We start from the raw sequence: 19853 nt of genomic DNA, 5'->3' as shown, positions 1-19853 counted from the left end.
GTTGCAATTACCCTCTTTCTATATATATAATTGACTTTGCTATTAAAAGGGAGGACTAAAAAATACAATCTATTAAATTCAGAAACTTTGATGATTGTTTTCCAATTATCTGAAATGTGTAAAATGTTTCTATTAGGGCAAACTGTAAAATACGAGCGAACAATATGTTAAAAATCCAAAATAGTAGTCACTTTTTAAATGGTTATATCGAATATTTAGGATAGGGTCAGATTAAAATTTACATCTTGCAGCGGAGGGGAAAATGAGTAAATACAAAGATATACTAATTATCATACCTGCTTACAATCCTGATAATGAGCTAATTGGTTTCACAAATGAACTCATTTCAAAAGGATTTAATAATATTTTGGTTATAAATGATGGAAGCAAGAAAGAATGCAATAACATCTTTGACCACATTGAACAGATGAAAGAATGTGAAATACTTCAACATGCGATAAACTTGGGTAAAGGAAGAGGGCTGAAAAATGCCTTTAATCATGTATTAAGTAACTATCAAGATATACATGGTGTTATTACAGTTGATGCAGACGGTCAGCACGCACCTGATGATATTAAAAAAGTTGCTGATCGACTATTAAATACAGAGAAAAAGATAATTCTAGGTTCTCGTGATTTCTCTGAAAAAGACATACCTTTCCGAAGCAGATTTGGAAATAAATTAACTTCTAAAGTTCTTTATCTTGCTACTGGTATGAAAATTTCAGATACTCAAACAGGTTTAAGAGGAATACACATTAGCACTTTACCTAGTCTTCTGGATATCAAAGGTGAGCGATATGAATACGAAATGAATATGATTTTAGAGGCACGCAAGTACGGTATCGAAATAGAAGAAGTCACAATCCAAACCATTTACCTGAATGAGAATGAATCTTCTCATTTTAACCCTATCATAGATTCATTTAAGATCTATACAATCTTTATCAAATACGCAATATCATCCTTGTCGTCATTTGGAATTGATATCTTATTATTTGCTTTGTTATCAGTTCTTTTAAAAGAAGCATTTCCTAATTCTTTTATTTTTTACGCTACTATTGGCGCAAGGGTTCTATCGTCATTGTTTAATTATGTTGTAAATAAAACATTTGTTTTTCAAAACACATCTAAAAGGACACTATATAAATATTATACCCTTAGTGTAACGCAAATGCTTGTTTCATCTTATGGGGTTTATTTGATTTATACGTTAATTGGAAGTGGCGAAGTAGTAATCAAGATATTTGTGGATACTATATTGTTTCTAATGAGTTATTATATACAACGTGTTTGGGTTTTTAAGAGTGCGTAATATGGAGTGAATTTTATGCTAACGTATATATTATCGGGAATATTCTTATTATCTTTAATAGGATGGAGTGTATTGGTATACAAAAAGCTTAAATTACATCCTACATTCATACCGATCTTCTTATTTTCTGTAGTTACTTGCGTTTTATTTATTTCAGGAATATTAAATATTCTAACGCAAGTAGTCTATGTTATTTTTTTAATTGGATTCTTCTTATTGATTTATTACACTTTTCAAACATTTAAGCAAAAAGAACCTTTATATTGGAGATACATAGCAACTCCTGGTATTTTTTTCTTTGTGTTATTTGGGTTGTTTGTTGTTTTTCATTTAAAAGGGATCATTTACCTACACTATGACAATTTTAGTCATTGGGCATTAATTATAAAAGAAATGTTTAGGATTGAGGGATTGCCTGATCATTCTACTATGGTCAACTACACCACATATCCACCAGGAAGTGCAATATTCATCTATTTTGTCAATAAAATTATTGGCTATACCGAGAGCCACACTCTCATGGCTCAAGGTTTACTTATTGGAGCAAATCTTTCTGTTCTATTTGCTTTCTCTAAATGGAGAAGACCAGTTACTATTATAATCCCTTTAATAACTAGTGTTGTACTTATTTCTATTATTACCCAAAGTCTCCATCACTTATTAGTGGATACTTTGCTTGGATTAACAGCGCTAAGTATATCCATTATTAGTTATTATTATAAAAATGATTGGCAAAAGTTATTTATCAGTACTGCACCTTTATTGATATTCTTACTTCTAATCAAAGATAGTGGTAAGTTATTCTTTATATTAAATGTGGCCGTAATAATCATTCTAATGATTTCAAATTACTATACCAAATCGGAACAAGATTATCCGGTAAAAAAACCTAATGTAATGGTGTATTTCTTAATTTCCATTGTAGCATTACCTTTATTTTTTAATTTCCTTTGGGGACAATATGTAGATAAAGCTTATGTAGAAGAAACGTATGAAAGTAATAAATTTGAAGTAAGCCTAAGTACGATTACGGATATAGATAAATCCCCAGAATTTATGAATAATATAGTCCCTAATATTATTGAGGTTGCAACTAATATTGAAAACCCTAATGTTTTATTGCTGATATTATTAAATATATTTACTTTAATCATGCTTTTCTTGATTTATTTAAAAAATAAAAAAACAGATACATTACTATTTGGGACTCTCTTGTTAACCAATGTATTTTATATTATCTATGTTTTTTCATTATTTTTAATGTATGTATTCTTGATGCCAGAAAATGAGGCATCCCGATTAGCAGGATTTAAACGTTATCAATCTACTGCTATTATCTATATAACTGGCTTACTTATGTTAGTGAATGCTTATAAAATATCAACTTTATTGACTAGTTTTCGTGACCAAGTTATAAAGGCACCTCTGTTATTTATTATGTGTGTGATGGCTCTATTTCCTTTCCATGACAATACATTAAAAATGTTTTCGAAACCAGAAGTCGAATCAAGTCTCAGATACCAAGTAAAAGAATTAGTGAGTAATGTACCAAGCGAAAATTTTGAAGACATTGAGGTAGCTTATTATAGCCCTGAAAGCAAAGACGATAAAGGTTTTCTAGATAAAGTATTGTACTATGAACAGTTATCTGATAATTACAGCATAACTACACAACTATCCTCAGATGAGGAAGTAGATGAATTTGAAAACAAATTATCTAAGTCAGATTATTTAGTTATAGTCAATTCAAATGAGAGCCTAGAGAATTACTTGAAAAAGTATACGGATAGTGTGATACAAAGTGGTATCTTTAAGATTGACAATGATGGGGATTCTATTTCTATTGATGCCATATAAAAATAAACCGAACTATTGTAAAATAGTTCGGTTTATTTATTTTATTTATATCGAGGCATGTCAAATTGTTTTATGGCATCCGGTAATTGTTCGTATAAATCTTGGATTTCAGAGATTTGTTTTACCGCCCAACCAACATCTGTTGCATATTGGTGTGTACCTGGTGATTGCGGATTCCAACGCATTTTATATAGTGTATCCTGTTGGTAACTACTATGATTAATATATCGACCCGAAATCCACTGAGCTCCTCCAATTATTGCTTTACTAGGAGTAGTCCAGCCTTGTTCATAAGCATACTTTGCTCCTCCATTAACTGCATTATTATCTGTTGCATTGATACCATACATATTATAAACCTTAGTTGATCCACTAGGGACTTTTGATTTATCTAAAATTAAATTACCATTACTGTCTCTAATAGTGTTTCCATTCTTGTCAACATAAACACCACTAGCTAGATCAGATGTGCCGTGTCCAGTTTCTAATAATGCATGAGAAACTAAATATACTTCGTTTACATTACTTGAATTACTTGCGTCAAGAAAAGCTTGTTCTTGTCCATCTAGAGTTCCCTTTCCGTCTATAATGGTTCTTAATTGACTTGCGGATAACCCTGCAGTTCCTGATAAAAGAAGATGCTGGAAGTTATTGTTTTTCTCAGGGTCTAAATATTCCATCACATCACCTGATTTTGCATTTCTCCAACTCTGATAACTAATTTCATACCAAGAACCGGTTTTCCTTTTAACGGAAACTGAAGATCCTGCTGCAAGTCGGCCAAATGTATGACTCCCTGTACTTGTTTTTGCTTTTACATCGGTAGCCGTTTTAACCTTAGCACCATTAGATTCATTCACTAATAAACTGTGAACATAATATTCTTCGCCATTGTATTTAATCTTATACCACTCTGTACTGCCGTTGTAAGAATCACCTGAGATATTTTTCGAAAGAATTTCAACATTAATTGTACTTATTGTTTTGAATTCCTTTGTACTTTCTTCAATTCTTGGTGCACTTCTTACAAACACGCCACTTGATACAGTTGGACTACTATAAACTTCAATATCAGATGCTAATACATATGCCGGATCATTTCGATATTTATCAGTCTGTGGTGATACACCCATTTGAATATCTAGCATTTTTTGCAACGAATAATCGTAATTGGTATAATGATAGATTACTTTTGTTTCTAATAGCTCTTTAATCTTAGCAAAAGTATTTTCATCTGCTATACCACTTACAGGAAGATCATATTGTTCTTGGAATTCTTCTACCTTTTCTGTAGTAATAAGACCATAGTAATCGTTAGGGTCATCAGACACATGGAAACCTAATTTAGATAAATCCTTTTTCAATTGGATCGTGTCTTTATGATTTTTCCCATACTGAAATGGACTATTTAAAATTTCTTCGATCTTTTCTAGTGTTTTATAATCGGCAATTCCCGTTGCAGGAAGACCATAATATTCTTGAAACTCTTCAACCTTTGACGCTGTAATAGGACCATAGTGGTTGGTCGGATCATCAGACACATGGAAACCTAATGTATCTAAATCTTCCTTCAACTGTATTGCTTCTTTTACTCTCGCACCATCTTGTAATGGACTTTCTAAGATCTCTTGGATCTTTTCTAATGTTTTAGAGTCTGCAATACCGTTTGTTTTCAATCCATAATAAGATTGAAATTCTTTTACTTTTGAAGTAGTAATTGGTCCATAATACTCTGTTGGGTCGTCTGAAACTTTAAATCCTAATGTTTCAAGATCTTTTTTAAGTTGTATAGCATCTTCGTGATGACCACCTTCTTGAAGAGGCGTAGACGCTAACTCCTCTAATAAGTCAACTGTGTCGCTATCTGCAATTCCCGTAACAGGTAACCCATAATACTTTTGAAATTCTTTTACTTTAGATTCTGTTATTGGTCCATAATGGGTAGTCGGAGTGTCTGAGACATGGAACCCTAACTTATCTAAGTCAATTTTTAAATCAATTACATCATTTCGATACATACCATCTTCCAGCGGGGCATTCGCTAATTCATGAATCTTATTTCTTGTTACAGGATCGGCAATTCCTGTTACTTTCAGATTGTAAAATTCCTGAAATTCTTCCACCTTCTTGGTAGTGATGTATCCATATAATGTTGTTGGATCATCTGATACATGAAATCCTAGTTTTTCTAAATCTACCTTTAATTGAATAGTATCCTCATGCCGTTTTCCATCTTGAAATGGACTATTGACTATATCCTCTATTTTGTCTAGAGTCGCTGGACCTGCTTTTCCATCAGCTGTAAGACCATAATATTTTTGAAATTCTTTAACCTTTGATTCCGTTATCGGTCCATAATATGTAGTAGGACTATTGGATACATGAAATCCTAATTTCTCTAAATCTAATTTCAAATCTATTACGTCTAATCTTTCCATACCTTTTTCAAGTGGTTTATCAAGCAATTCTTGAATCTTGGCACGAGTTACAGAATCTGCAATCCCAGTCGCTTTAAGCCCTTGATCCTCTTGGAATTCTTTCACTTTAGATGCTGTTATCGGACCATAATGGGTGGTAGGGTCATTGGAAACTTTATAGCCTAAGATTTCGAGATCTTCTTTTAACTTAATAGTTTCTTCGTTATATTCTCCATCTTGAAAAGGGCTATTTAGAACTTCGTCTATTTTATTCAAAGTTGATGGGCCTGCTACTCCATCAGCTTCTAGGCCATAATAGCTTTGAAACTCTTTTACTGTAGACTCAGTTATCGGTCCATAGTGATAAGTAGGGTTACTTGATACATGAAATCCTAATTTCTCTAGGTCAATTTTTAAATCCACAACATCATCACGATGTAGACCATTAAACATAGGACCAGTCAATAATTCATTAATCTTATCTAATGTTTTATAATCTGCTATTCCACTCACTGGCAGACCATATTGTTCTTGAAAATTCATTACTCCAGCTTCTGTTAAAGGACCATAATGTTCAGTAGGACTATTGGAAATATGGATGTCCAATCTAGCTAAGTCTTTCTTTAACTGGATAGCATCATTATGATATTGGCCTTTTCTTAAAGGACTAGATAGAATTTCGTCTATTTTATTTTGTGTTGCTTCATTAACTTCTCCCGTCTCTTCCAATCCATAATAAGACTGAAAATATAGAAGTGCATCTTCCATATCAGAGTTTTCAAAACCAAGTTGCTTTAGATCATCTTGAACTGACGATGCATCCTCAACAGTTAAAGCCGAAGTATCCTCTACTGATAAAGTACTAACTTCTGCTTCTGTACTATTAGTTTCTTCCGTTACTTGATTTTCATCTGTTGTTACTTCCTCTTCTTGTTCTTCAGTAACTTCCTTTGATTCTACATCATCTGACGATTCCACTTCTTCTTCCACTTCACTTGTTTCGTTTAATTCATTATCAGTTGTTCTTTCCTCAGCTTGATCCGAATTTTCAGTTTCTTGTTCTGCTTCAGCTGTTGCACTGATAGGCACATAATAAACAAAAGTGAAAAAGGCTACAAGCGTAATTAGCTTTTTCTTAAACTCCATCAAGTATTTCCTCCTGTAATAGAAACTCATTGTTCAACCAGAATAAGTAAGGATTTAATTGGTAAAATTATCCTAATAAAGTCACACCCCTTCTTACAAAAAATTACTCCTAGTAATATCGTAATCTCTAAATCTATCAACGTCAAGCTAATTCATTAAAAAATAACCGCCTATATCTAGAGACTATAGATATAGGCGGTTATCCCTGGATCTACTGTGATCAACCTATTATGATCTATTCATTCATATTTTTCTTTTCATATTGATTGATATTTTTAAGATATTGATGGAATTCTTCAAAATCTTTCCCAACTAATAAATCATTAGATAACCTTTCTTCTGCTTCCAAGAACATGTCTCCTAATAATTTATCCACTGATTCATTAAACTCCGTGTAATTACCAGGTCTTGGTGTGAACTCACAAAACACTAATCCTTTTTCTGCTTTTAGAAAATCTATTCGCATAAATGGAGCTGGTATTTTTGAACTTATCGATGAAACTAAATGCAATTGCTCGTTAGTTGCTCCTTCTCCTTCAAAAAGCTTATCTTCATACTTACCAGTATTAATCCTTGTTCCATCTGGTAGTAACCAACAATATTTCAACTCTGGTTTTCTTACTATTTCTAAAATCAAACCTACTTTGCCATAAAAACAATAAAATTTTAAATCTCGAGCAGGTTGTTTCATTTGACTATCTTCACTTAACAATTCTTCTACAAACCAATTATCTTTTGCTACCCATTTATCTTTTAAATCGAGTCTCATACTTTCTTTAAGGTCGTCCCAAGTCGAGAGAAACTTTTCTCGTTTCACATCCCAAATACGTTCTTTATTGTATACAAAATATACGCCTCTCGAAGCCGCTCCTTGCGTCGGCTTTATTACTGAATTCTCATAGAATGGAACCATCTCTAGTTCATAAGAATCCTCTGTTCTCCATGGCCTAGTTACATTAATCGAATCAATAAATTTATAGGCGTCTGTTTTATCATTCAACTGCCATTCAGGTAGCGTACGTTCCATCAACTGTGACTTTCTAGACCTCATCGTTAGACTTGCACTAAAAGAAGCTGCTTGTTTTAAAGGTAACGGATCAGAATCTTTTACAATTGAATGTGGTAGTTCTTCAATTTTTAATACTTCTAAAGCTTTCTTATAAACCTCAGATCGAGTCTCTGTCGTATCATGTCTATAAATCATAGCTGCATATTTAAAGGCACGTTTATATAATTGATCAACTTCTTTTCTTTTATTGGCTAAATCCTCTAAGTATTCTATAACTTGGCCATTTTCTTTTGCCTTTTTAATTCTGTAAACCATATTTTTCTCAATAGTAATTTTTTTTGGTTCACTATTATTGTCCTGTTTTGATGCTTTTTTGGGGTGTTCAGTTTTTTTCACTTTCTTCGTATTAGTTTCTTCAACTTTATCATTTACGGTCATTTTCGCTGTATAATTTTTTTGATTGTTTGACTTACCTTTCACAATATCTAATGCATGTCGCAATCCATTCGTATATCTCCACACTTTACTATTTTCAATTTGGATTAGTTGCTTTAATGCTTTATCTCGATCATTGGTAGAATTCCTTATTTTATCTTCCTCAAAACTGATATTATTTTTTAGTAATTCTAAGTCTATTTCCAACTTATTATTATATTCTTTCACTTTATTTAGTTGATCCAATAAATCATTATATTCATTATTATATTTCAACATTAATTCTTCTTTCTCTTCCTTTAATTTATTCAAAAATTGTTCATCTACTAATTGCTCTTCTTTAAATTCAGTTTGTATTGAAAAATTATTATAAATAATTTTCGGTTCCACTACAGGTTTTGCTTTTACTCTTTTAACTTGCTCTTTACTGTTTGTATCACTGACAGCGTGAATAGTCCTCAGATAGAGTTGATCTTTTGAGTCAATAATAGTTGGACTTTGCTGATCCACCTTTGTGTGAGAACCATTACTGAAGATGGAAATAAACGGATTTTCAAATGACTGATTTTTTGGATCATAGGTATTTATATAAGATAAACCTAGAGCAATCTTAGGTGAATAATTTGTATGAAAGGATTGGAATGCATCCAACTGAACATTATATATACCAGTATATCCATTTCCAAATGAAATACAAAAACCCGAGTATTCATGAGAAAGATACTGATACAGCTTTTCATTGTAATTGTTAGCTAATGCATCATCATCATCTAATCTAGCGGTACAATAACAGACTGGTTCATTAAATTCATTTAATTCTTTAGTTATAACTTGGTCAATTAAGTTTTTCATGGAATCATTATGGTTTGTTGGAATAATTCTAGCCCAGGAATAAGGCTCCAACATTTGCTGTAAACTTTTGAGATTTTTTTCAGGTAATTGATCCGATGTAATTACTAGTAAAGTAAACTCATCAGGGTTCAATAATGTTTGGTTTGATAGAGATGGCAGTGTTATATTTTTAAATAGTCTTTCTCTTATCTCTAAACGCTGTGGTTCAAATACTTCTTGTTTGTACTCTTCAAATGCTTGTTCACCAATTCTCCATCCCGACCCATTTTCTGTTAACATACTGTATCGTACAATTAGAAAAACGTGTTTTTTCAAATGTTTCACCTCCATATTTGAGATTGATTATACCGTTTTTATATAACTAATGTTTTCCATCGCTTCACGTAAAACATTAGAATCTGTATACCAAATTGCTTCTTCACCGAAGTACTCTAATAAATGTTCGTAATAAGTTTGGATATTCTCTATTACATTTTGTTCATCTTCTGTAGTTATATTGTTAGCTATTACTGACACATTATCAGCATCAATTTTCGGAATGAATCGTTGCCACTCTTTTAATATATTCGGATTATAAATAACAAGATTGTTACACTTAATCTTTTCACCGTATACAATCATTTGAAATTGCTCGCCATCAATTAGATCTCTAAACTCACTCTTTATTTTTTGTAACGGATCTACCTCATATTGATACATTTGAACGAAGCCAACTTTTTTATTTTGGAGTTCAACATGGTTATTGATATACTCCCACATTTCATTATCAAAAGTTCGATAATCACTAACTATAACTAAATCAAAGGAACGTCTACCTTGTTTATCTTTTTGTTCTCTTTTCGGCCACATTGGTTCTGGAACTGGAAAAACACGCTTCTGTTGTGGAAAGTCATATTTCAATGATTCTGCGCGACTATGATAATGTGATTGACTTTCAACATACTCTTTTCTAGCACCCATAAAGTAACCGTGAAATCCAAATGCGGAGTTTCCTGTTAAAGAGGAATCAGATTGTCTTTGGAATGAAAGTGGACCTGTTCTTAAATCCACAATTGCATCTTTGCCAAAGGTTTTTTTAACTCTTCTGAGATATTCAGCATCAGCACCAAACCGTACACAATCATAAAAACCAACTTTGTCCAACACAACTTCTCGACGGAACATAAACGATGACATATTGGTAAACATTAATCTAAAGTTTCCTCTTCTAAAGTAAAAAAGGTTAGAAGTCGCACGTACTTGCTGTGATGTATTTCCTACCTTTTCTGGGTTATTCAATAAATGTACAACTTGTTTCTCTATTTTTTGCGGATGAGACCAGTCATCCGAGTCATTTAAGGTTATAAAATCACCAGTAGCATGTGTAATAGCAAGATTTCTTGCCATGTATGCTCCACCATTGGTTTCAGTTTGAATAAGTTTTACTCTGTTGTCTTTTTCAATATATTCTTCAATAACTCTATAAGTATTATCTGTACTGCAATCATCGACAACAATAACTTCTAAATTCCTCCAAGTCTGATTCAGTACAGATTCTATCGCTGTTTGTACTACATCCTCTGCATTAAAAACAGGAATAATAACCGTTACTTTTGGTGTATTACTTGAAGGTTCAAAATATGTTAATTGTGATTGGTCATAGCTAATAGTGTCGTAAGGAAACTTATCACTTGAATGACTTAGTTTGATTGGTGCCACGTCATACATTTCATACAACTTATTGATCCATTCTATTCGTTTATGTTGATCTTCTTCTAAATTTGCTGCTGTAATATATAGATCTGCATTTTTGTGTCTACTGATTTCTCTTGAAATTAAATTTTTCGCTTCCTCTACCTTTCCAAGAGTCATATATGATTCAGCTGCTAATACGGTTGCTTGTACAATTCTTGTAATGTCTTTTTCATAGCGTAACCATTTATTGATGTAATGAAGGCTTTTTAACGCTCCTTGTTCATTTCGTTTATTAGCATGCCATAAAGCTAATTCTCTAGAAGCTAAGCTTTGTATTACTCCATTTTTACTATTGGCCAACTCTTCTAGCTCAAGCTTGGCTTGTTGATTAAAACCAAGGTTTAACAATTTGGTTTTAATTTTTCTAATTTTTCTTTCAGCATTCTTATTATTTGTTTTTTTGTTATTATTTTCAGACGTTTTTTTAGAGGAATTTATCTTAAACAATTTCTTTCTAACTAGGTTGGATGCATTCCAAATTGTGCTATTCTTAATTGCATGCACTCTTTTCAAGTATTGCTTTGTTTCTTTTTGCAACTTATGATTATCTTCTTGTTTATTTTCTAGCTCTTTCTCAAATAGGTTAATTTCTTCTACCAATTCTTTAGATCTTGCTTCTTCTTTAGCTATTTCCAATTTTATTTCTTTTACTTTTTCATCTAGATTTTTAATGTCTTCATCTATATCTTTTAATGTAGTTTTACTTTGAGAGTTAATATCTCTTTCATTTCTGTTCATTTAACCATTCCTCCAATCTAGATTGGTGCTGTGCATACCCAAAATTATTGTTAACATATTCCCATGCTATCTTTTGTTGTCGCTCATAATAATTCCCATCAGAAATTAATTCTTGCACTTTAGATGTTACTTGATCCGGACTTGCATATATTGCTGCCCCACCAAACAATTCCTTATATTCCGGTGATATTACCACAGGGACTCCAGCAGCCATTGCTTCAATAATAACCCTCCCAAATGACTCAATCCAATCAGAGCGAGTATAATATACAAAGATATCAATATTAGCCAAAAATTCATTCGGATCTACTTCGCCGAATTCTTTTACTATCCAATTATCCGGGATATATCCTAAAACTTTTTCAGGAGCTTCAGCACCACCTAGAATATGGACTTGATAAGGTGATTTATCCGGGTATATTTGCAATATATCTTCCTTATTGTCTGGCCATTTTACTGCTTGAGCTCTAGAATGCCTACCGATTTTAATAATATTTCTTTCTCTTTTTCTTTCATTCGATTTCCATTCTTCAACATCTATAATATTAACCCAATCTTTGTCTGATAGCTGAATGGACTTTAATTCCTCTGCATGATATTTTTCTAAGGCTTGTCTTACTAATGGTCCAATCGGAAACCAAATCGCTTCCTTATTAAAATATTCTATTAATTGTTTTTGGCATTTTTCAATATTATATCGTCTTTCTCCACTGACACCATAGTCACTCATAGGTGTTTGATTAATAATGACATTTATACTTTTTGCTTGAATATCCGGGACATACCTTTGGTAATGTTCTAAAATAGGAGGGTATCGTAAGATTAAAAGATCACATGACACTTTCTCTCCATATACAATCATTTGTACTAAATCTCCATCTATCATGTCACGAATAAGCGGGTTTATTTTTTTATTAGGAACATAATCAAATCGTGCTAACTGAACTAGTCCAGTTTTTATGCCCATCTTTTTTTGTGCTTTTATCTCCTCTAGACAAGATAAGGTTGATCCACCTTCTAAGCGAAAATCTGAGACAATGATAACATCAAAGTGTCTTCTCTCACCTTTTCCAACTTCTCTAGTAGGCCTCATTGGTTCGGGTATTGGAAATGGCCGCTTCTCTTGTGGAAAAGTATACTTTATACTATCTGCCCTTTGATGATAGTCTAATTGAGCTTCTAGATATTCTTTTCTTGCTCCCATAAAGTATCCAGGGAAACCAAATGCCGAATTTCCTGTTAAGGAATCACTTGATTGTCTTTGGAAAGATAAAGGGCCAGTTTTTAATTCCTCTATACTTTTCTCACCAAATACTCGCTTTATTCTTTTAATGGCTTCAGAATCTGCGCCGAAACGTACGGAATCCCAGTAGCCGATTTTATCAACAAATGCTTTACGTCTAAACATAAAAGAAGACATATTACCAAAGATATATAACCCAGGCTTTCCTCTTCGATAAAAATCCAATTCCTCAGTTAGTCTTGCTTGTTCTGAAGTATTTCCGATAATCTTCGGATTATTAATTAAATGTTCGGCCTGTCGTTGTATTTTACAAGGGTGAGACCAATCATCTGCATCATTAATTGTAACAAATTCTCCTGTAGCTTGATTAAGAGCTATATTTCTCGCAATATATGGGCCGCCATTTGTCTCCGTTTGTATTACTTTAATACGTGAGTCTTTCTTAGCAAATTCTTCTGCAACTGCAATTGTATTATCCTTGCTACAATCATCTACAACTATAATCTCCAAGTTTTCCCATGTTTGGTTTTGTAGAGATGTCAATGCTGTTGAAAGTACTGTTTCAGCATTGAAGACAGGTATTATAATTGAAACTCTTTCATTTCTTTTTATACTGCTTGATTGAGTATAATCAACAGTTAGTTGGTCATATAAAGATTTATGTTCTGCTTCATCCAACTTGACTTCAGGTAATTGATAGAGATCATATACTTTATTGATCCATTTCACTTTGTCAGCTGGATCTTCTAGAAGATTGACATAACTTAAAAACAAATCCGGATGTTGTTTCGTATTTATTAATTTTTCTATAAGTTGCTTTGCTTCTATATTGTGACCTAAAAAGTTTAGATTTTCTGCTTTTAAAATCGTTATTTGTCTCTTGAATTCAGCCGTACCTCTGTCTATTCGGATAGAATTCAAATAGTCTAACGCTTGTTTGGCATCTTTTTTCGTATACTGGTCACTGTGCCACAAAGCCAATTCAAAAGCTGCCATCTCTTTTAAATCACGGTCTTTGTCTTGGTTAAAATATTCAACCATCTCGTTGTAACCAGCATCAATAAATCCTAAATTCTTCAATCTGTACTTAGTACGTTTAATCTTCCGGATATTGATTTGCTTTTTTCCGTTCCTTAATAGATTTTTAATTCTTTTCTTATTCTTTTCAGTGAGAATATTGTTAATCATAGACCTTACTTTATGAGTAAAAATATGGTCATAGATAAACTGTACCAAGTTAGAAATCAGTTTAATGATTCTTTTTTTCATTATTCATCACAACACCTATACATCTATTTTTTATTCTTTTGCTTTTTTTCTTTAACTTCTCTTCTATATAGTTTAACAGCTTCTTTTGAATCGCCGTCAAATTTAATTGTACCTTTTTCAATCCAAATCGCTCGTGTACAAACCTTTTCAACCATTGACATACTATGCGAAACAATTACCACCGCTTTTGCTTGTTCCATCATATCCTGAATTTTTTCACTAGCTTTTTGTTTAAATGCCATATCTCCTGTAGACAAGGCTTCATCAAGAATAAAAATATCCGGCTGTAAAGTTGCGGCAATACTAAATCCTAACCTGGCTCTCATCCCACTAGAATATTCCTTGATAGGTTTATCGATTTTTTTCCCTAATTCTGAAAACTCAACTATTTTCGGATAATTTTCATGCATGGTTTCCTTTGGAATGCCTAACAGCATGCCATTAAGAAAAATATTATCTTTACCAGATAATTGAGCATTAAAACCTGTTCCGTAATTTAATAATGCAGTGGTTTCACCGTTAATCTGAATATTACCGCTATCTGGTCTTAATATTTGTGTCATGACTTTACATAAAGTACTCTTACCAGCTCCATTATGACCAATGATTCCAACTACTTCTCCTTCATTAATTTCGAAGTTAATATTTTTCAAAGCCCAATGCGTTTTCTTTTTAAGCGGGTATCCGATACTAATGTCTTCTGCTTTAATGACAAGCTTATTTCTCACATCAGCATTTGTTTGTTCTAAGTTTAATTTTCTCTTCATTTTGGGTTTCTTCTTCGGAACAGTTGCCTCATATTGCTCTAATACATATTTAGGATCACCAATTTCTTTGATTACACCTTTTTCTAACCACATTAACCGATCACAATTATTCAGAGCATATTTATGGCTATGAGTTACGATAATAACCATTTTTGCTTTTTTAAGTAGCTCTTTAATCTTAATCGATGCTTTTTTTCCAAATTCCGCGTCACCTGTGTTCAATGCTTCATCGAGGATTAGAATCTCAGGTTCTAAATGTGAAGCAACACTAAATCCTAATCTTGCTTTCATACCACTTGAGTAACGCTTCATTGGCTGTTCAAAGAATTCTCCTAAACCAGAAAATTCATGAATATCTTCTATAAATAAGTTTATTTTCTCTTTTGTGATACCGAGCATCATTCCATTTAAATAAACATTCTCTCTACCTGTAAGTTCCTTGTTAAAACCCATACCCATCGAGAATAATGCTGATACCTTTCCATTCACTTCTAGATTCCCTTCGTCAGGTTGTAATATCCCAGACAAAGCCTTGCATAACGTTGTTTTTCCAGAACCATTTGAGCCGACAATCCCAAGCACCTCGCCTTTATAACCTGTAAAATTAATATTTCGAAGAGGCCATGTTTTGCTTGGTCCTTTTTTCTTTTTTTTCTTTTTTGAAAGAAACTTAATCGCTATTGATTTGTAATCATCTCTTTGATAATTAGCATTAAAAGCAACACCTAAATCTTCTGCTTTAATTACTATCTCTCTATCCTTTTGATATTTTTGTGTTTCTCGACCTTCACTTGTTGTATACATGGCAGACAACCCTCTTTTTTATAATGCTTTAATGATTTTGTGTTCATTCTTGTTATAGTGATATAGCATATATACTATTACGATTATCGATATTACAGTAATCATGAACAGTCCCAAGAATTGCGGTATTTGCTGTTCCATTAATATAGCTCGATATGCGTTTAATAAAATGGCTACAGGATTCATATCCAAAATTATATGAAACTGTTCTGGTATTTTGTCGCTTTGCTCCAATCTACTTCCTTCCCAAATGATCGGTGAAGCGTAAAAGAATAATCTAACGATGTGTGTTAAAACATTATCTATATCGCGAACAAACACTGTAATGTAGGATACAACCAAACTGATCGCCACTAAAAAAATAAGCTGTATTACTATAATCAAAGGCAACATAATAATCTGCCATCCAGGCACATATCCAAACACCGCCAAAAATATAGCTATAACAATTAAACCAAAACTAAAATTAAACAATTGTGTAAACGAAAAAGATAACGGGAATATCGTTTTAGGTAAATAAACCTGATTGATAATCGACGAATACTTAGTAATGGCTTTGGCAGAGGAGTTAATCGTCGTACTAATCCAACGCCACACTACTAGACCAATCACTAAATAAACTGGGTATCCAGGTCCACCACGCCCTAAAATAACTACAACAAGGAAATAATAAACGATAACATTTAATAACGGATCCAGTAACCACCAAAAATATCCTAAATAACTATTTCGGTTTTCTGCTTTCAAACCTGATTTCACAAGGTATATAAGTAAATCTTTTCTTTTTAATATTTCCGATATATAATTCAACATTTGCTTTTAGACACCACCAATTTTTTACCTCATATAATTTAAATATGCTTTCACCTTTAAAAATACATAATGAGTGAAATACCACAAACTCTTTAGAAGACTCAGTTCTTCGACTTGCCTGTAAACGATCCAATTTTGTTTCGCCATTCTGACTTTGTTACTTGAAATCGAATTACTTCTTACTCGGTATACTGCCAGTACTTCTTGTAAACCATAAGCTGTGTAACCACGCCTTGTTAAGTTAAGCCATAAGGCATAATCTTGCCGTGAACGGATGTTAGCCATCCGAATGTCAGGTATCTTTTTACGATCCAACATAACGGTTAAGCATCCAATCACACAGCTTTTTAACAGCTGCTTATATGTTGCTGCTTCTGGCATCTTGACATTTTTTTCTATTTTCTGCCCTTCATCATTGACCTGGACTCGTTTATATCCTGTATAGGTAAAAGCATAATCATGCTCTTGCATAAATGCTAATTGTCTTTCTAATTTTTCAGGCAACCATCTGTCATCACTATCCAAAAAAGCGATATATCTGCCTTGTGCGTTTTCAATTGCTGTATTTCTGGCGACCGCTGCTCCTCGGTTTCTTTCAAGGGCAATCAGTCGGATTCTATTGTCTTCTTTCTGATATTCCTCAATAATCGAGATGGTCTGATCGGTTGAACCGTCATCCACTATTACCATTTCCCAATTTGGATAGGATTGCTGTTGGACCGACTCTATCGTCTCTCGTATATACGTTTCTGAATTATAGGTTGGTGTAATTACAGAAACAAGATTGTAATCTTTTATTTCATTCATATTTTCCATCCTATTTCGTTAATAATTGGTCATACCATGCCAAGAGCTTCTTCTCTTGGGATTCCCAGCTCAACTCTTGTAGGACCGCTTTTCTACCATTATACCCCATCGTCTCCGCTTCTAGTGGATTATTCGTTAAGTATTCAACAGCTTTAATCCATTCTTGCTTATTTTCTGGGTCAACAGTAATACCACATTGATGCTGCTCGATAAATGCCTGCCAGCTTGAAAAATTCGAGCAGATGATTGGCAAGCCTGCACTCATATATTCAAAAAACTTCGTTAGTTCTTTCTTCAAATAATGATCGGTTGCAGGAAAAATCGCCAAACCGGCAATCCAATTTTCATTTAAGTAATAATGATCAATCTCTTCTCGCTCAACAAAACGGTCAACCCCGTCAAAATGAAGGTGGTCTTGCTTGTCACCCGCATGTTCTTTCATTTGTTCTGCTAGGCTACTTGGGCATTTCCCAACTAAATAAATATGCTTGTCCATGATCTTCGGTATTTCAGCATGATAGAACGCGCCTCTTTCTGCCGATACATTTCCGGTGTATAGCAATTTGTCGCTCACGTTATTTCGATCGACATCTTGATTGATTAACTTCTCATTCAAGATCGGGTAATTAAGAATGCTTGTCCCACGTTGATAACGATCAAAGTAATATTTTTCTGCCAGACAAAGCTCCATTTTCTTTATTAATAAGCGTTCCATACTATTGTACAATTTACCGATGATTCGTTTGATGGGCTGAGGGAAATACTCTTTCTGCATAATACTTGTATAGTAGTCCTCATGCACATCATAGATGACTGTGTTATCTTTCTTTTTTAACAGCCAACCGACAAAGATTAATTCCGGATCATGAAAATGGTAGATATCCGCCTTTAGCTTTTTTGCTTTTTTATAGGCTTGGATTGGCCCAAGGAGCATTCGCTTCCATCGATTGGCATACTTCTTAAGTGGAATGATTTCTACTTTATTTTGCTCATCTTGACTATCACTCTGTTCATCGATCGGTGCCATTAACGACACATCATATCCACTCTTTTGCAGTGATACACATTCTTTATGATAAATTCTCGTATCATAAGGGTGATGTACAGTCGTGATATGGACAATTTTACTTGATTGAGACAAATAGATAAACCTCCACTTCTATAAAGGCAAACTTAAGTTTTTGCCTTCGTTTAACTGATACTTTTGAACAAATAACTTGATGGGAACAACCATTAATTATAACACATCTAAGAAAATTTGTTCATATTGTCTGACGATCTTGTTAGAGTTAAAGAATGTAGCACGGTCGTAACCTTTCTCTGTGATTGCTTGCAATTCTTCTGGAGTTGCTTGTAAAACAGCGAGCATATTCTCTGCAAGCTGCACTTCATCACCGACAGGACTTAACAACCCATATTTGCCGTTGTCCAATACCTCTGATGGACCAGAGCGACAGTTGGTTGATACAACAGCTGTTTTGGTCGCTAATGCTTCGGCAATTACATGACTAAATCCCTCATGCTTAGATGACAGTACAAATAAGTCGGCATGACGGAAATAGACATATGGATTTTGTTGAAACCCGAGAAAATGCACACGATCTTCTATGTTTAATTCATTTGATAATTGTTTTAATTCATCATATAAATACCCTTCTCCAAGCATCACCAGTTGACTAGCGCATTGCTCATTGACCTTTGCAAAAGCACGTAGCATCGTGTGGTGATCTTTTTGAGGGACTAAGCGTCCAGCGGTAATGATCACCTTGTCATCTGTATCAAATAATGACTGATGATCAAAGTCTTCTTCTTGATTAGCCAGTTCTGTAATATTAGCGACATCGACCGGGTTATAGACTACTTCAATTGATTTTCTTGGTATTTTATATCTTTCGACCAGATTATCTTTTACCCCTTCAGATAGGGAAATAATTTGGTTTGCTAACCGATAGACAACTCCAAATCCTAATAATTGAAGATTCTCTTTAAACGTACCACCTAGATTATCCGCTTCCCTAATCACATTTTTAGCTTTTGTGAAAGAGGCTAGTTTTGCCAATATCGCAATGGTGTTTACCCTTGGAATCGTACTAAATACAATGTCTACTTGTTGTTCTCGAATAATCTTTGCCAATTTAAAAATGGATCTGCTCAAACGTTTCGTGTCCAATTTAATAAAGGTTACATCATCTTTTAGCGCATGCTCATAAGACCCATCATAGTTTAACGTGACTAAGATGGGAGAAAATTTATTTCTATCTAAGTTATTGATAATGTTTAACAAGGTTCTGGCAGCTCCACCGGCCCCCATTTGATAGATAAAGAACACGATGTTTACTTTTTTCATCTGTTTTCTTTCCTCCTGCTTACGATCAGGCTGCTTATATTTGTTCGGTAAAAATATCTGTTTATGACTGTGCGAACCGAAAACTGCAAAATTTTACATTTTCATCACATATCTTTCTATTTTATACGATATTTAATAGAAACGAAAGAGTTATTAGCGAAATGTAACGCAATTGATAAAGATTAAAAGGCAATACTATTCATTCGTCAATTAGTGGGTAGTTTTTTTCATAGAGTTAATAATATCCTATTTCAAATAACTTTCCCTGGAAAAAGGGCATTATCCACGGAACAGTTCCTC

The 19853-nt window shown here is 33.4% G+C and carries 11 protein-coding genes; 2 read left to right on the top strand and 9 right to left on the bottom strand.

Going from position 1 to position 19853, the window contains the following annotated elements; translation table 11 throughout:
• Window positions 1-262: 262 nt before the first annotated feature.
• Both J5J03_RS15705 and J5J03_RS15700 read left to right on the top strand, forming a co-directional pair.
• Window positions 263-1315, top strand: a complete 1053-nt coding sequence (locus J5J03_RS15705) for a glycosyltransferase (RefSeq protein ID WP_208590777.1) — start codon at window positions 263-265, stop codon at window positions 1313-1315.
• Window positions 1316-1330: 15 nt separating this feature from the next.
• A complete protein-coding gene (locus J5J03_RS15700) occupies window positions 1331-3172 on the top strand; it encodes a hypothetical protein (protein WP_208590775.1) in 1842 nt (613 codons plus the stop codon).
• Between the two features lie 41 nt (window positions 3173-3213).
• On the opposite strand, the gene J5J03_RS15695 is transcribed toward J5J03_RS15700, so the two are convergent.
• From J5J03_RS15695 to J5J03_RS15655, 9 genes are all read right to left on the bottom strand, one after another.
• Entirely contained in the window at window positions 3214-6735 is a 3522-nt protein-coding gene (locus tag J5J03_RS15695; protein ID WP_208590773.1) for a peptidoglycan-binding protein, read from the bottom strand.
• Window positions 6736-6970: 235 nt separating this feature from the next.
• Entirely contained in the window at window positions 6971-9346 is a 2376-nt protein-coding gene (locus tag J5J03_RS15690) for an ATP-grasp fold amidoligase family protein (RefSeq protein WP_208590771.1), read from the bottom strand.
• A gap of 27 nt (window positions 9347-9373) precedes the next feature.
• Entirely contained in the window at window positions 9374-11503 is a 2130-nt protein-coding gene (locus J5J03_RS15685; RefSeq protein ID WP_208590769.1) for a glycosyltransferase family 2 protein, read from the bottom strand.
• Entirely contained in the window at window positions 11490-14015 is a 2526-nt protein-coding gene (locus J5J03_RS15680; RefSeq protein ID WP_208590768.1) for a glycosyltransferase, read from the bottom strand. The genes J5J03_RS15685 and J5J03_RS15680 overlap by 14 nt, the downstream gene beginning before the upstream one ends.
• Window positions 14016-14038: 23 nt before the next feature.
• Complete coding sequence (locus J5J03_RS15675) at window positions 14039-15586, bottom strand: ABC transporter ATP-binding protein (protein ID WP_208590767.1); 1548 nt, start codon at window positions 15584-15586, stop codon at window positions 14039-14041.
• A gap of 18 nt (window positions 15587-15604) precedes the next feature.
• On the bottom strand, window positions 15605-16399 hold the full coding sequence (locus J5J03_RS15670) for an ABC transporter permease (RefSeq protein WP_208590766.1): 795 nt from the start codon (window positions 16397-16399) through the stop codon (window positions 15605-15607).
• A 24-nt stretch (window positions 16400-16423) separates the two neighbouring features.
• Entirely contained in the window at window positions 16424-17206 is a 783-nt protein-coding gene (locus J5J03_RS15665; RefSeq protein WP_208590765.1) for a glycosyltransferase family 2 protein, read from the bottom strand.
• Window positions 17207-17216: 10 nt separating this feature from the next.
• Window positions 17217-18347: a glycosyltransferase gene (locus J5J03_RS15660; protein WP_208590764.1), complete on the bottom strand. Its 1131-nt coding sequence runs from the start codon at window positions 18345-18347 to the stop codon at window positions 17217-17219.
• 96 nt (window positions 18348-18443) lie between these two features.
• A complete protein-coding gene (locus J5J03_RS15655; RefSeq protein ID WP_208590763.1) occupies window positions 18444-19553 on the bottom strand; it encodes a glycosyltransferase in 1110 nt (369 codons plus the stop codon).
• Window positions 19554-19853 lie beyond the last annotated feature (300 nt).

The sequence above is a fragment of the Gracilibacillus suaedae genome (genome assembly GCF_017599345.1).
GTDB lineage: Bacteria > Bacillota > Bacilli > Bacillales > Amphibacillaceae > Gracilibacillus > Gracilibacillus suaedae.
Note: the sequence above shows the minus strand (reverse complement) of the source record. Positions and strands in the feature narration are given on the sequence as shown.